11 protein-coding genes are annotated in these 15,279 nt (G+C 33.7%); 5 read left to right on the forward strand and 6 right to left on the reverse strand.

Going from position 1 to position 15,279, the window contains the following annotated elements; all coding sequences use genetic code 11:
* Nucleotides 1–106: 106 nt before the first annotated feature.
* From ACFSSE_RS15580 to lpdA, 5 genes are all read right to left on the reverse strand, one after another.
* On the reverse strand, nt 107–721 hold the full coding sequence (locus ACFSSE_RS15580; RefSeq protein WP_379042173.1) for a hypothetical protein: 615 nt from the start codon (nt 719–721) through the stop codon (nt 107–109).
* Nucleotides 702–1,520, reverse strand: a complete 819-nt coding sequence (locus ACFSSE_RS15585) for a metallophosphoesterase family protein (protein WP_379042175.1) — start codon at nt 1,518–1,520, stop codon at nt 702–704. The genes ACFSSE_RS15580 and ACFSSE_RS15585 overlap by 20 nt, the downstream gene beginning before the upstream one ends.
* Nucleotides 1,521–1,602: 82 nt before the next feature.
* Nucleotides 1,603–2,442, reverse strand: a complete 840-nt coding sequence (locus ACFSSE_RS15590; protein WP_379042177.1) for an MBL fold metallo-hydrolase — start codon at nt 2,440–2,442, stop codon at nt 1,603–1,605.
* A gap of 120 nt (nt 2,443–2,562) precedes the next feature.
* Entirely contained in the window at nt 2,563–2,916 is a 354-nt protein-coding gene (locus ACFSSE_RS15595) for a four helix bundle protein (RefSeq protein WP_379042179.1), read from the reverse strand.
* A 71-nt stretch (nt 2,917–2,987) separates the two neighbouring features.
* Nucleotides 2,988–4,376, reverse strand: a complete 1,389-nt coding sequence (gene lpdA / locus ACFSSE_RS15600) for a dihydrolipoyl dehydrogenase (protein WP_379042181.1) — start codon at nt 4,374–4,376, stop codon at nt 2,988–2,990.
* 222 nt (nt 4,377–4,598) lie between these two features.
* Between lpdA and ACFSSE_RS15605 the strand changes: the two genes are divergently transcribed.
* Together ACFSSE_RS15605 and ACFSSE_RS15610 are read left to right on the forward strand one after the other, a co-directional pair.
* Nucleotides 4,599–7,964 (forward strand): TonB-dependent receptor, encoded by a 3,366-nt coding sequence (locus ACFSSE_RS15605; RefSeq protein WP_379042183.1) that lies wholly within the window; start codon nt 4,599–4,601, stop codon nt 7,962–7,964.
* A gap of 151 nt (nt 7,965–8,115) precedes the next feature.
* Nucleotides 8,116–8,973: an energy transducer TonB gene (locus ACFSSE_RS15610; RefSeq protein WP_379042185.1), complete on the forward strand. Its 858-nt coding sequence runs from the start codon at nt 8,116–8,118 to the stop codon at nt 8,971–8,973.
* Between the two features lie 181 nt (nt 8,974–9,154).
* On the opposite strand, the gene ACFSSE_RS15615 is transcribed toward ACFSSE_RS15610, so the two are convergent.
* Nucleotides 9,155–10,477 (reverse strand): DEAD/DEAH box helicase, encoded by a 1,323-nt coding sequence (locus tag ACFSSE_RS15615; protein WP_379042187.1) that lies wholly within the window; start codon nt 10,475–10,477, stop codon nt 9,155–9,157.
* A gap of 466 nt (nt 10,478–10,943) precedes the next feature.
* Here ACFSSE_RS15615 and ACFSSE_RS15620 point away from each other — a divergent pair, with 466 nt between their 5' ends.
* The 3 genes from ACFSSE_RS15620 (at nt 10,944) to ACFSSE_RS15630 (ending at nt 15,271) form a co-directional block, all read left to right on the forward strand.
* On the forward strand, nt 10,944–11,477 hold the full coding sequence (locus ACFSSE_RS15620) for an RNA methyltransferase (protein WP_379042189.1): 534 nt from the start codon (nt 10,944–10,946) through the stop codon (nt 11,475–11,477).
* A gap of 123 nt (nt 11,478–11,600) precedes the next feature.
* Complete coding sequence (locus ACFSSE_RS15625) at nt 11,601–12,722, forward strand: M42 family metallopeptidase (protein ID WP_379042191.1); 1,122 nt, start codon at nt 11,601–11,603, stop codon at nt 12,720–12,722.
* Nucleotides 12,723–12,820: 98 nt separating this feature from the next.
* Nucleotides 12,821–15,271, forward strand: coding sequence for a S9 family peptidase (locus tag ACFSSE_RS15630; RefSeq protein WP_379042193.1), 2,451 nt, complete (start codon nt 12,821–12,823; stop codon nt 15,269–15,271).
* Nucleotides 15,272–15,279 lie beyond the last annotated feature (8 nt).

The following is a 15,279-nucleotide window of genomic DNA, read 5'->3' on the forward strand; positions in this document are numbered from 1 at the left end:
CTGTCATTCCACAAAAATCAAGCCATTACAAAATGTCAGGCTTGTTTTACAGCTTAAGTAATTTAATAGTTTAAGGGTTTTTAAAACTTTTATCCACCATAATTATTTAGAACGTTACCCTAGTTCCAATACCTAATTTAAAAATACCTGTTATGTTTAAATCTCTCGGATTTAGAAAATAACTTATCCCGTATAATTCATTTGTGTTAAACTCACTGTAAAGGCTAATATATTTTATTCGTAAATTAGGCACTAGTTTTTTTGCATCTAATTTTAGCTCCGTACTTATAGATATATGTGGCCTTAAAGCAGTTGACCACCAATAATAACCGTCTGGATAATTGTCATCATCCCATTTAGTATCAAAATCTCCACCAGCATGGTAGCTCAAAAATACACCAGGATTTACAGGGTAAATTTGAGCCCAATCCTTCACATTTATTTTGAAAGGTCTCCATGCAAATTTGGCAGTAATTAAACTTAAATCTCCTCCAAATTTTGCTGGTACAAATCCGTAAAGTAAATCTAAGGTGCTTTTACCTCTTTTATTAAGTTTATAGCCAATGCCAGTACTAAAATAACCTATACTGCCAGCATGTTGTAAAACTGCACTTGTAGGTATAAACCATTTATGCTTAACTGTATCTGCAGTTTGGGCATAACTATATTTAAGGCCAAAAAATAATAAGGCAGTTATTGTTTTAGTAAGATATTGGGTCATATTTTAATAGTTTGCCGTTAGCTATTTCTACATATAAAAATTCTCTGTTAGTAACTGCATTTGAGGTAATAAATGGTACTGGGCCCGAGTCTGCAAAGTGTATTTTATTTGTGTTTTCGTGTGCATGAAAAGATGCTACCACTTTTGAATTGCTGTTTAATAAAGTTTCGTAACCGTCTTTTAATTTAGCATCATAATCTGTAGAAGTTGGTGGTATATGCCCTACTGCAACAATAGCGTTCACACTATTATCAGTTTGTATTTCTTTTGAAATCCAGTCTAAATCAGGGATTTTTCCGTTAAAATTATATTCTCTTCCATTGTTATCATGAAGAATAAACTTTACCTTTTTAAAAATAAAGCTGAAATTTAACGGACCAAACATACGTTTATAGGTGTTTAATCCATTTGCTACCAAATCATGGTTGCCAATAACAGTGATGTAAGGTGCTTTTAGGTCTTCATAAATTTTGGTTACCCATTCCATTTCCTGTAAAAGTCCGAAGTCTGAAATATCTCCATTTAAAAGAACAAAATTTAATTTCGGATAATTTTTATTAACAACAGCAATCATAGCCCTGGCTTGATCATAAGATCTTTGGGTATCACCAGTTAAAATAAACCTAACAGTGTCATCAGTATTGTTAATATTATTGTTGAGTTTGGCTATGTTTTTAGCATTCAAATCTATCGGACTGTTTCTGTCGAAACTTTGATTTGGGCTAAATTCTAAATTATTACAACCAATAGTAAGGCTGAATAATAATGCACATAGGGCGCTTAGTTTTAAGGATGACATGAATTTTTTAATTTTTTCAAATCAATTTTTCAGCCAAACGAGTTTTTAAATATCAAAATAATGCAATGTTTCTCAATTAGAATCAAATGTCAGTGATTTTTAATCTCCTATCTAACTTTATTCCCCTTTCTGTATCTTGCATTGTACAGCACTCATTAACAGGGTCATGTTCTAAAATTAATATGTAATTATTTTCTTGAGCTTCTTTTAAAAAGGCAGCTTTTTCGTCCAAAGTTTTTAACGGAAACATGTCATAAGACATGACATAGGGTAGGGGAATATGTCCAACGGATGGTAATAAATCTGCCATGTACAGCAAAGTTTTTCCTTTATAGTTAATTTGTGGGAGCATCATCGCATCTGTATGACCGTATGCAAATCTTACTTTTATATTTGAAGTAAATTGAATACCATCTACAGCATCAATAAATTTTAATTGCCCGCTTTCTTGTATGGGTAAGATGTTTTCTTTTAAAAAGGATGCTTTTTCTCTTTGGTTTGGGTTTACAGCCCAATCCCAATGTTGTTTATTACTCCAATAGGTTGCATTTTTGAAGGCGGTTTTTAATTCGCCATTTTCTCTATCTACAGCTCCGCCTACATGGTCAAAATGTAAATGCGTTAAAAACACATCTGTAATATCATCTTTATTAAAACCCAAACTAGCAAGCGATTTCTCTAAACTATCATCGCCATGCAAAAAATAATGTTTAAAAAATTTCTCATCTTGCTTGTCGCCGATGCCTGTGTCAACTAAAATTAACCTATCGTCATCTTCAATTAACAAGCAACGCATTGCCCAAGTACACAAATTGTTTTCATCTGATGGATTAGTTTTCTGCCAAATTACTTTAGGCACAACACCAAACATGGCACCACCATCTAATTTAAAAAAACCGGTTTCTATCTTATATATGTTCATAGTTGAGAATAGTTAGTAGTGAATAGTAAATGATTAATGGAGTGGCTAGTTGAGAATAGTTAGTTGTGAATAGTGAATGATTTACAAATTGGATATTAGTGAATGTGATAATTATGGAAATCACTCTTTATTAATCATGCCTGTGAGCATTTTAAATGTTGATATAACATGAGATGTAAGTTGTAGAATATCAGGTTCAGTGATGAACTTTAAAAGAATGGCAAGTTCAATTTGTGTGTCAATTTCAACTATTGAGCCTCTGCTCATTTCATAATATCGTTTCCTTTCTACTAAAGATTTTCTGGAAGATCCTTCTGCTAAATTGGAACAAACTGATATAGCCGCCCGTTTTAGTTGCTGACTTAAATTATACTTTTCTTCGGCTGGTAGGAGTTTGCAAATGAGATAAATTTCTTTACAGAGTAATTTACTTTCTTTAAATACTTCTAATTTTTTATGAGATAAATTTAACATAATATGTAGTTCTATTAAGCTTAGTTTGACTATAATAAAACTACATATTATTATTCACCATTCACCATTCACTACAAATGAATCACCTCTCCATAGGCATCAGCGGCAGCTTCCATAATTGCTTCGCTCATAGTTGGGTGAGGGTGTACTGCTTTAATTAATTCCATACCAGTAGTTTCTAATTTACGAGCAACTACCAATTCGGCAATCATTTCTGTAACGTTATTACCTATCATGTGTGCACCTAAAAGTTCTCCGTATTTAGCATCAAAAACTAATTTTACAAAACCATCTTTTGCACCAGAAGCACTTGCTTTACCCGATGCAGAAAAAGGAAATTTACCAACTTTAATTTCGTAACCTGCTTCTTTAGCTTTTTTCTCTGTTAAACCAACAGAAGCAATTTCTGGAGAGCAATAAGTACAACCAGGGATGTTACCATAATTTAATGGCTCTGGGTGGTGACCAGCAATTTTTTCCACACAGATAATACCTTCCGCAGAAGCTACGTGAGCTAAAGCTTGCCCGCCAACAATATCACCAATTGCATAAACGCCAGCTATATTGGTTTTGTAAAACTCATCAGTAACAACACGGCCTTTATCAACTTTTACACCTACATCTTCTAAACCAATACCTTCTAAGTTTGGCGTATAGCCAACTGCAGATAAAACCACTTCAGCTTCTAAAACTTTTTCGCCAGCTTCTGTTTTAACAGTTACTTTACAAACATCGCCGCTGCTATCAATTTTTTCTACAGAAGATTTGGTTAATATATCAATACCAATTTTTTTGAAAGAACGGTTTAATTGTTTAGAAACATCTTCGTCTTCTACAGGTACAATATTATCCATAAACTCTACAATGGTAACTTTTGTTCCCATTGTGGCATAAAAATAGGCAAACTCAACCCCAATAGCACCAGAACCCATTACTATCATAGTTTTTGGTTGCTTTGGTAAAGTCATTGCTTCGCGGTAGCCAATTACTTTTTTACCATCTTGTTTAATATGAGGTAATTCTCTTGAGCGGCCGCCAGTTGCTAAAATTGTATTCTTAGCAGTATATTCTTTTACTGTACCATCAGCAGCTTTAACCTCTACTTTACCGCCAGTTTTAATTTTTCCGAAACCGTTAATAACATCAATTTTGTTTTTTTTCATTAAAAACTGAATGCCTTTACTCATTCCGTCTGCAACACCTCTACTTCTCTTAACAACAGCGTCAAAATCTGCGGAAGCTTCACTTACATTAATTCCATAGTCGGCAGCATGGTTAATGTATTCAAATACCTGCGCACTTTTTAATAATGCTTTTGTAGGAATACAACCCCAGTTTAAACATACACCACCTAAAGATTCTTTTTCTACGATAGCAGTTTTTAAACCAAGTTGAGCAGCTCTAATTGCAGCAACATAACCACCTGGTCCGCTGCCAATAACTATTAAATCATAATTCATATCTAAAAATTGAGTTGTTGTTTGTATTTGTGCTGCAAATCTAATGAAATTAAGATTTTAAAAAAACCTGAATACCTTATATTACATAATACTCACCAAACTATAGAAATTACGAATATTGTAAAAGTATATTTCGTAACGTAATAGTTACAGTTATTTAACCTTATGTTCATCAAAAGCTAAAGGATTGTGAGGACATTTGTGGCGTTAAAAAACTAACACATGAAAAGAAAACTACAAACAAAATTATTGACATTAATTGCAATGATGACCATAATGGTTAGCGCTGCAATTGGACAAATTACTACGAGTAGTATGTCTGGTATTGTAAAAGACTCTAAAGGTGAATCGTTGCCTGGAGCTACTATTAAAGCGATACACACACCAACCGGTTCTGTGTATGCTACGCAATCTAATGCAGAGGGAAGGTTTAACCTATTAAACATGAGAGCAGGTGGGCCTTATTCTGTAAACGTTACCTTTCTGGGTTTAAACCCTAAAAAAGTTTCAGGTTTAAATCTGAAATTAGGTGAAAACTTTGTTTACAACGTAAATCTAGGTGATGCAACCACAGAATTAGGTGAAGTTGTAGTTACTGGAAATGGTTTATTAAGTTCTAGTAGAACCGGAGCAGTAACCAATATTGGTACAAGAGAAATTAACACTTTACCTACAATCTCGCGTAGTATCAATGATATTACCAGAGTTACTCCACAAGCTCAAGGAAGTTCTATTGGTGGTGGTAATTACCGTCAGAATAATATCACTGTAGATGGTGCTAATTTTAATAATAGTTTTGGAATTGGTGATAACTTGCCTGGTGGGCAAGCAACTCCAATTCCATTAGATGCTTTGGGTGAAATTTCTGTTAACGTTGCACCAGTTGATGTTAGACAATCTGGATTTATCGGTGGTGCTGTTAACTTAACTACACGTTCTGGTACAAATGAATTTTCTGGTTCTGCTTATACTTATTTTAGAAACCAAGATAATGTAGGTACGCAAGTAAAAAATTATGATAGATTAACACCAAATCCAAATGACGTAAAGATTTATGGCGCTAGAATTGGCGGACCAATCATTAAAAACAAATTGTTTTTCTTTGGTAGTGTTGAGTCTGATAAACAAGCTCGTCCGGGACAAAATGCATTCGCACAAACGCCTAATCAACCTTGGCCTGGCACTCCAAATGCGAGAAGACCTACAGCCGCTAGATTAACAGAAATTAGTAATTATTTAAGAGATACTTATGGATATGAAACAGGTGCTTTTGAAGGTTATGGCTTCGCTTCTGAACGTTTAAATATTGTTGCTAAAATTGACTGGAATATCAATAAAAACAACAGATTTAATATTCGTTATTCTCAATTAGAAAGTAAAAACCCTTCATTTTTAAGTGGATCTTTTAGTCCTTTAAATAATTCAGCTCAAAATCCAGTTTATGGTCCTGCCGGTGGTAGTAGAACTGGTAATACTGCTTTACATTTCCAAAATTCAAATTATTTTACTAACAACAATTATTATTCTTTAGTAACTGAATTAAATAGTACAATTGGTGGTAAATTTAATAACACTTTTAGAGCTTCCTACACTAATCAAAATGAGCCTAGAACATCTGAGAGTTCAGAGTTTCCATTAGTGGATATTTTAGAAGATGGACAACCTTTTACTACTTTTGGATACGAGCCATTTACATTTGGTAACTTAAGAGACGTAGAGTCAATTAATGTAATTGATTATGTTCAAGCTACTTTTGGTAAACATAATTTATTGGCTGGTTTTGAATTTGAAACTTCAACTACAAAAAATGGTTTCCAGAGATTTGGAACGGGTTATTATGTATTCAATTCATGGGATGATTTTGTAAACGGAGGAAACGCAAGGTCTTTTGCCCAAACCTATTCTTTAACCCCAGGTTATGCGCAAGCATTCCCAACTTTTAAAGATTCTCAACTAGGAATTTATTTCCAAGACGATTTTAATGTAAATGATAAGTTAAATTTAAGCTTTGGCTTAAGAGGCGATATTTACTCTTACAAACAAGATTTATTATCTCATCCTTTGATTTCTCCTTTGACCTTTGCTAATGGTGAAAAACTAGATACAGGAGTTTTGCCAACAACAGCATTTTTGATATCACCAAGAATCGGTTTTAACTATGATGTTAAAGGGGATAGAAGCTTACAACTAAGAGGTAGTGCAGGTGTATTTTCAGGAGGTATACCTAATGTTTGGATAGTTTCACAAGCAGGTGATTCAGGTTTATTACAATTTACTGATGTAAGACAGCCGACACCTGGACAAAATACTATACCTAATACTCCTTTTAATCCTGATCCAAGAGCTTATTTACCAGCTGTACAACCAACTGCTGGGGTTACTATTCCTAATACATTAAACTTCTTAGATCCAAATCTTAAAGCTCCTCAAGCTTTTAAAGGAAATTTAGCTATTGACAAGAAATTACCTTGGGGTATTGTTGCAACAATTGAAGGTATTTACAACTATGATATTAACCAGGTATTGTCTAGAAACGCAAATTTGAATGATGCAGCATCAGCTCCCTTAAATTACACTTACCCTGCAAATGCGCCAGGTGGTTTAGGTGGTACGGTTTATGGAGGTAACAGACCAATTTATCCTTCTTCTATTCCAGCTAGATACATCAATAAACTTCAAAGAGTTAATGGTAACAATGTGGTTACAGCTGCTGGTACGAGTTTACTAAATACTTATGTCGGTTACAATAAATCAGGTGGTTACAATTATTCATTAAGTTTCCAACTTCAAAAGCAGTTCGAAAAAGGTTTTTCTGCTTCTGTTGCATATGTTAGACAAGAAGGAAAAAATTATTTTGATGGCGGTGGCGACCAATTTGCAGGAACATGGACTGGTAACGCAACTGTAAATGGTTCAAATGACCCTGAATTAGGATTTAATGGGTTTGTTCCAGATCGTTTATTTGCTACTGTTTCATACAGAAAAGAATTTTTAAAACACTTGGGTACTAGTTTTACCATGTTTTATGAAGGTTCTAGCCAAGGTAGAGTTTCTTATACTTACTCTGCTGATTTTAACCAAGATGGTGCTAATAATGATTTAATTTATGTGCCATTGAACAGAAGTGACATTACTTTTACTCCGTTTACAGCTGGTGGTATTAATTACACAGCGGCAGCACAGGCAGATATTTTCTTTAGATATTTAGAACAAGATAATTATTTAAATTCAAGAAGAGGTAAATTTGCTGAGCGTAATGGTGGTTTATTACCTTGGGTCAATTCTGTTGATTTTAATTTTACACAAGATTTATTTACCAATATTGGTAATAAGCGTAATACTTTACAATTTAATTGGACAGTGAATAACTTTGGTAACTTTATCAATAAAAATTGGGGAGTTCGTAAGCAGCAGGTAAGAAATCAAATTTTGGTACCAACAAGTACGCAAACTCCAGGGGGTACTAATCAGCCAACTTTCCGTTTGCAATTTGATGGTCCTACACCAGTTACTCAATTAGTAAGAGATAACGTAAGTTTCAATTCTACTTATAGTATGCAATTCGGTTTTAGATATATCTTTAATTAATAAAACACAATTTTATAAAAAGCTGTCTCATTTATTTGAGGCAGCTTTTTTTTTGATTTTTTTAAAAAGAAAGTATTGTAATAATTTTGTTGCCAAACATATAATAGGTAAATAATTTTATCGTTATAGAATAAATTTAAACCCTACCATTATGCTATTTTCAAAAACTGATGTTAACAAGGTTGAGTGGCTTAATCTAGTATTCGAAAACAGAAACCAACTTTACGGTGCTTATGTTCTAAGAAAAGAATCTGGAAACTACTTATTTAAAGCTTTAATTATTTCTGGATTTTTATTTAGCGGAGTTATTCTTGGCTCTGTTTTATTTAGCAATTTAAACGCCCAAGATGCGGTTGTTTATGATGTGCCTCCAGCACAACCTGATGTTGTTAAGGTTGATCCTATTGATGTCATCACACCAAAAATAGAACCTAAAACGGCAAACAATAAGAAGACGCCTCCTATGAGTAAACCAGCGGAAAATTTGCAGGAAGTAAAAATACATGGCATTATAAAGCCTAGTAACAATCCATTGATTAATAATGAATTACCAACGATTAAACAAATTGATAATAGCGTAATTGGTGTGAACAATACCGCAGGAGAAAATACGGATAGCAACATGGGGAATACAACTGCAAATACTAATGGTGGAAACGGTTTAGAAGGCAATGCAGGTGAAGGAGAAACTATTTATAATGTAGGTTTGTTAGAAGTGATGCCAGAGTTTCCTGGAGGAATGGCAGCTTGGGCAAAATTTTTAAATAAGAATTTACGTTACCCTGCTGAAGCAAGAGATAATAATATTACGGGTAAAGTATTGGTCTCTTTTGTAGTGGAAAGAAACGGCGAAATTACCGATTTAAAAGTTTTAAGAGGTATTGGTGGTGGTTGTGATGAAGAAGCAATGAGGGTAATTAAAAAATCTCCATTTTGGAAACCAGGTATTCAAAATGGTAGGGCAGTAAGGGTTAGTTATGTAATGCCAATTGTTTTTAGGGTAGAGTAAAAAAATCTTGTAGAACAAAAAGAGCTTGTAAAATTAAAGTTTTCACAAGCTCTTTTTGTTTAAACCACTAAGCTAAATTATATACTGTTGGATAAATAATTACAAAAAAAATCAAATAGTATTCATATAATCAGATTTTTAGCTTTAAGCTTTTCGCATTTAGCTTTTGGCCGTTATATAACTATTCATCAACACCAATTTTATATTTTCTTCCTTTAATTTTTTCTGTTTTAAGTATTTGAACTACTTTTTGTATCAGCTTTCTATTAATAGCTACATAACTCATGTGGTCAAAAACCTCAATTAAACCAATATCTTCTTTTTGCAGATTTGCTTTTTTGTATAACAAACCAACCACATCAATTTTATTGACTTTGTCTTTTTTTCCAGCAGCAATATAAAGTGTAGCCCAAGCACTTGGGTCAAACATTTTTAAATAATCTTTTACTTCAACCTCCTCAACTTCTTCGGTAATATAGCCTGGTTTATATTCTTCATCGGCTAAAAGCAAATAAGCTTTACCTGTGGCTTTCATACGGGCGGTACGTCCGTTGCGGTGTGTAAAAGATTCTTCTGTAAAAGGAATTTGGTAATGAATTACCTGTTGAACATCTGGAATATCTAAACCTCTTGATGCTAAATCGGTAGTAACTAAAATAGCATGTGTGCCATTTCTAAATTTAACCAATGCTTTTTCTCTGTCGGGTTGATCCATACCACCATGATATATTCCGTTAGACATTCCCTTATCCCACAATAAATCACTTACTCTATCTGCAGCCTCACGGTGGTTACAGAAAATTAAAGTTGGTCCTGTTGGATGGTCGGCAACTACTTGCATCAGTAGTTTTAATTTATCTTTTGATGGGCTATGTAAAACTTTTAAGGTTAACTCTGGTGTATTTGTGGTGTCTGCTAAAAAGTCAACAACTGCTAAATTATCTATTCGGGCAAAGTTTGGTAACTCATCCATTTTGGTAGCCGATGTTAAAATCTTTTGTTTTAAACCCGTTAAACCTTCAATTATCGATTCCATTTCTACCTGAAAACCCATTTCTAAGGATTTATCAAACTCATCTAAAACCAAAAACTTAACTTCTGTTGGGTCAATGTTTTCATTACGTATGTGATAACTTATTTTTCCGGGCGTACCAATAATTACCGTGGGTGTTTCTGCCAAACTTTGCGCCTCTGTTCTGGTAGAATGCCCGCCGTAAATACAACTTACTTTAAACCCAGATTGTAAAGACCTAAAAACTTGCTCAATTTGTAAAGCCAATTCTCTTGAAGGCACAATTACCATTAATTGCACTTGTTTTAAATCTGCCTGTAATTGATAAACTAAAGGCAGAAAGAAAGCCAAGGTTTTTCCAGAACCAGTTGCAGAAAGCACCATTACATCTTTACCAGAATGTATTGCTCTATCCGCAGCATATTGCATTGGGTTTAACTGGCTAATATTTAAACGCTCTAATAATTGAGCTTTGTTGTTTACATCTATCATTGTTGCAAATATCTTTATTTTTAATTTAATACTGAATGATTGAAGGAAAGAATGATTGAAGGAAAGAATGTTGAATGAGAGAAAGAGCTTTATTTGAGGGTGAGTTGATGAATTTAGAAGGATAGAATTTTGAATGAGTGAATAGATAAATAATGAGTTAAAACTTTTCTTCCAGCTCTGTGACCTCTGAGTGCTTTGTGGTTAAACAAACTCTCCCGCAGATTTCGCTGATTTTCGCAGATTATACAGAGACTAAATACAAAAAGTCAAGTACTAAAATCTTATATGACAAGATATTATGTTAATTATTTGTGAAACTATTTAATAGGCTCTGTATAAGTAATCTGTGAAAATGTATAATACCCTTAATATTTGTGAACTTTGTGTAAATCTTTGTTCCCTTTGTGGTTATTAAAACTTCGAAATACTAAACTCAAAAAATCAATAATGCTACTATATTTGCCGCATGAGAAAACTGAAGCTTGAAGAACTAAACCGCCCAAGTGTAGAAGAATTTAAAAGTGTAGTAAAACTTCCGGTAATTGTAGTTTTAGATAACGTTAGAAGTTTACACAATGTTGGTTCGGCGTTTAGAACCTCTGATGGTTTTGCAGTAGAAGAGATTTACCTTTGTGGTATAACCGCTCAACCTCCACATCGTGAGATTGAAAAAACTGCTTTAGGAGCAACCCAATCTATCAAATGGAAATATTTTGAAAATTCAATTGATGCAGTAAAAGATTTACAAACTAACAACTATCAAATTGTGGCAATAGAGCAAGCAGAAAACAGTGTCAGTTTATTAGATTTTAATCCTGATAAACAAAAAAAATATGCTTTCTTTTTTGGTAACGAAGTAAATGGCGTTAGCGAAGAAGTGATGCAACATATAGATACCTGTTTAGAAATCCCACAATTTGGAACAAAACATTCTTTTAATATTGTAATTAGTACTGGTATTGTACTGTGGGATTTTTATAGCAAATTCACAAAAAGCTAATAAATATAAATACTGTTTTATATTAAAATCTCCAATTATCATCTAAATCTTATTATATCCAAAAAAAGCTTTGGCTTACATTAGGTTTTTTATATTTGTTTAAAATCATACAATAAAATAAAAATGGCTAAGAAAAAAGAGGATACTAAAGAAAATAAACACGTAGCAGTAGTTAATAAAAAATCGTTATCATTTTTAGAAAAATACATCAATAATGCTTCTCCTACCGGTTTTGAGTGGGAAGGACAAAAACTTTGGTTAGAATATATTAAGCCATATACTGATGAAACTTTTGTTGATAATTACGGAACAGCAGTAGCGGTAATAAATCCAAAAGCTAAGTATAAAGTTGTTATTGAGGCTCATGCCGATGAAATTTCTTGGTTTGTAAATTACATCACCAGCGATGGATTAATTTATGTGATTAGAAATGGTGGTTCTGATCATCAAATTGCGCCTTCAAAACGCGTAATTATACATACAGATAATGGCCCTGTTACCGCAGTTTTTGGCTGGCCAGCAATACATACCAGAGGCGCAGGCGAAAAAGAAGAAGCTCCAGCTTTAAAAAATATCTTTTTAGATTGTGGCTGTACCAGCAAAGAAGAAGTTGAGAAATTAGGCATACATGTAGGTTGCGTAATTACTTACGAAGATAAATTTATGGTTTTAAACGACAGATATTATGTTGGTAGAGCTTTAGATAACAGAGTTGGCGGATTTATGATTGCAGAAGTTGCCCGTTTATTACATGAAAACAAGCAGAAATTAGATTTTGGACTGTACATTGTTAACGCAGTACAAGAGGAAATTGGCTTACGTGGTGCAGAAATGATTGCCAATAGAATTAAACCTGATGTTGCAATTATTACAGATGTAACGCATGATACCACAACGCCAATGATTAACAAAATTACACAGGGAGACTTAGCTTGTGGTAAAGGTCCAGTAATATCCTATGCACCTGCGGTTCAAGTTAATTTGAATAAATTATTGATAGCAACGGCACAAAAAAATAATATTCCTTTCCAAAGACAAGCATCTTCCCGTTCAACAGGTACAGACACGGATGCTTTTGCATACTCAAATGATGGAGTTGTATCTGCACTAATTTCTTTGCCCTTACGTTATATGCATACTACGGTAGAAATGACGCATAAAGAAGATGTTGATAATGTAATTAGTTTAATTTATCATTCTTTATTGGCTATCAAAAAAGACCAAGATTTTAAATACATCAAATAAAGGATAAAAGCACAATGCTTAAAGCTGAAAAGCTACTTTTGGGTTTTATTTTGATTGATTGTGAAATTAATTAATGGAATTTATAAAATTAATAATTAATGAATTTTAGCTTAAAAAAAGGGGGCGTTTATGCCCTCTTTATCGTTGCATTAACAAATTATGCTCCCACTTTAGCTCAAGAAGTTTCTGGCTACCAAAAGCCACCTAAAGAAATGGTAGATATTGTTGAGGCATCAATTTCGCAATCAGTAATAATGAGTGGAAGAGGTAATTATATGGCAATTTTAGAAGAGCCGGGTTACCCTTCAATAGCAGAAATTGCTGAACCTCATTTAAAACTTGCTGGTTTAAGAATAAATGCAAAACTAAGAAGTAATAAAAAATCGAGTTATTTTACTGGCTTAAAGTTTAAAAACATAAAAAATGCTGATGAGTTTGAACTGGCAAACCTACCAGTTGGCGCAAAAATTAAAGACCTTAGCTTTTCGCCCGATGAAAAAATGGTAGCTTTTAGTTTAACTACCACAAACGAAATTCAATTATGGATAGCTGATTTAAATACCAAACAATCTAAAAGACTATCAAATACAGTTTTAAACGACACTTATGGAACCCTTTTTCAATGGGCTCCAAATTCTAATACCATTTTAGCAAAATGTATTGCAGAACAAAAGCCATTAGCAACATTAAATCCTACATTAAGTGGTCCTAATTTTCAAGAAACTACGGGCAAAGCTGCTCCAAACAGAACCTATCAAGATTTATTAAAAAATAGTAACGATGAGGCTTTATTTGATTATCACCTTACATCGCAGTTAAAAATGATTTATTTGGATGGGCAAGCCATTGATTTTAGCCGTCCTGAAATATACAAAGGCTTTGATTTTTCGCCAGACGGAACTTTGATTATGCTTTCTGTAATTCATAAACCCTATTCTTATGTGGTGCCTATTTCTAATTTCCCATACCGAGTAGAACTTAGGGACAAATACGGAAAATTAACCAAAGAGCTTGTAGATATACCTTTAGCAGATAATTTACCACAGGGTTTTGATGCTGTAGTTACTGGGGCAAGAGAATTTGCATGGCGAGCCGACAAACCGCAAACCATTTTTTGGGTAGAGGCGCAAGATGGCGGCGACCCCAACCAAAGAAATACCATTAGAGATGTTTTATACACTATGGATGCTACAGGTGATAATGGAGTGAAGAAAAAATTAGCCGATTGTTACCTTCGTTTTAGCAAGATAGATTGGGGGGATGACCAGATAGCGATGATAACTGAGCGCTGGTGGAAAACCCGTGGAGAAAGACGAGTTTTTATTAAACCAGGAAACTCAAGTTATAGAGTTAATCTTTGGGATAGGTATTATGAAGATGCATATTCTGACCCAGGCGAGTTTGTAACCGTTAAGAACCAATACAATAGAGATGTTTTATTGTTAGAATATAATGTTGTAAAGAGAGCATCAGACCCAAATAATGTAAATATTTTTTCAATTTCTGAAGGCGCTTCTCCAATAGGAAATAGACCATTTTTGCTTCAATTTAATGTAAAAACTAAATTAACTGATACCCTTTTTCACTCCAGAGCACCATTTTATGAAAAACCTATTTTCTTTGATAATAAAGACAATATCATCATCAGCAGAGAATCTGTGGTGGAGCCAAAAAACTATTTTGAATTAGATTATAAAAAAGGAAAAACGCAGCAATTAACTTACTTTAAAAATCCATATCCACAGCTTTTTGGTATTGTAAAACAACAATTAAAATATAAAAGAGCCGATAAACTTGATTTAACCGCAACACTATATCTGCCACAAGGTTATAATAAAAGTACTGGCCGCTTACCAGTTTTAATGTGGGCCTATCCTAAAGAATTTAAAACCATTGCAGCTGCTGGGCAAGTAAAAGGTTCGCCATATCAATTTAGTAAAATATCTTGGGCATCACCTCTATACTGGGTTACACAAGGTTATGCCGTTATGGATAACGTGGATATGCCAATAGTTGGCGAAAGTAACGAGCAACCAAATGATACGTTTATAGAGCAATTAACGCAAAACGCAGAAGCTGCAATTGGAAAAGTAGTAAGCTTGGGAATTGGCGATGTAAAAAGAATAGCAGTAGGGGGACATTCTTATGGAGCTTTTATGACCGCTAATTTATTAGCACATACTAATCTTTTTGCAGCTGGAATTGCCCGCAGTGGCGCATATAATAGAACATTAACACCTTTTGGTTTTCAGGCAGAAGAAAGAACTTACTGGCAAGCCCCTGATGTTTACAATAAAATGTCGCCTTTCGCTTACGCCGATAAAATAAACGAACCACTTTTATTAATCCACGGCGAAGCTGATGATAATTCGGGTACATTCCCTATGCAAAGTGAAAGACTTTACAGTGCTTTAAAAGGATTTGGAGTAACCAGTAGATTGGTACAATTACCTTACGAAGCACATAGCTATAAAGCAAAAGAATCTGTTTTACACATGCTTTGGGAAATGAATAGTTGGTTAGATAAGTATGTGAAGAACAAAAAATAATTTTTATA

The organism is Pedobacter alpinus (assembly GCF_042684645.1).
GTDB classification, from domain to species: domain Bacteria; phylum Bacteroidota; class Bacteroidia; order Sphingobacteriales; family Sphingobacteriaceae; genus Pseudopedobacter; species Pseudopedobacter alpinus.

What these genes read in the sequence shown, in the direction of transcription:
- lpdA (WP_379042181.1), bottom strand. Translation starts at nt 4,376, where the DNA reads ATGAATTATGATTTAATAGTTATTGGCAGCGGACCAGGTGGTTATGTT.
- ACFSSE_RS15625 (WP_379042191.1), top strand. Translation starts at nt 11,601, where the DNA reads ATGGCTAAGAAAAAAGAGGATACTAAAGAAAATAAACACGTAGCAGTA.
- ACFSSE_RS15605 (WP_379042183.1), top strand. Translation starts at nt 4,599, where the DNA reads ATGAAAAGAAAACTACAAACAAAATTATTGACATTAATTGCAATGATG.
- ACFSSE_RS15630 (WP_379042193.1), top strand. Translation starts at nt 12,821, where the DNA reads ATGAATTTTAGCTTAAAAAAAGGGGGCGTTTATGCCCTCTTTATCGTT.
- ACFSSE_RS15595 (WP_379042179.1), bottom strand. Translation starts at nt 2,916, where the DNA reads ATGTTAAATTTATCTCATAAAAAATTAGAAGTATTTAAAGAAAGTAAA.
- ACFSSE_RS15610 (WP_379042185.1), top strand. Translation starts at nt 8,116, where the DNA reads ATGCTATTTTCAAAAACTGATGTTAACAAGGTTGAGTGGCTTAATCTA.
- ACFSSE_RS15585 (WP_379042175.1), bottom strand. Translation starts at nt 1,520, where the DNA reads ATGTCATCCTTAAAACTAAGCGCCCTATGTGCATTATTATTCAGCCTT.
- ACFSSE_RS15580 (WP_379042173.1), bottom strand. Translation starts at nt 721, where the DNA reads ATGACCCAATATCTTACTAAAACAATAACTGCCTTATTATTTTTTGGC.
- ACFSSE_RS15590 (WP_379042177.1), bottom strand. Translation starts at nt 2,442, where the DNA reads ATGAACATATATAAGATAGAAACCGGTTTTTTTAAATTAGATGGTGGT.
- ACFSSE_RS15615 (WP_379042187.1), bottom strand. Translation starts at nt 10,477, where the DNA reads ATGATAGATGTAAACAACAAAGCTCAATTATTAGAGCGTTTAAATATT.
- ACFSSE_RS15620 (WP_379042189.1), top strand. Translation starts at nt 10,944, where the DNA reads ATGAGAAAACTGAAGCTTGAAGAACTAAACCGCCCAAGTGTAGAAGAA.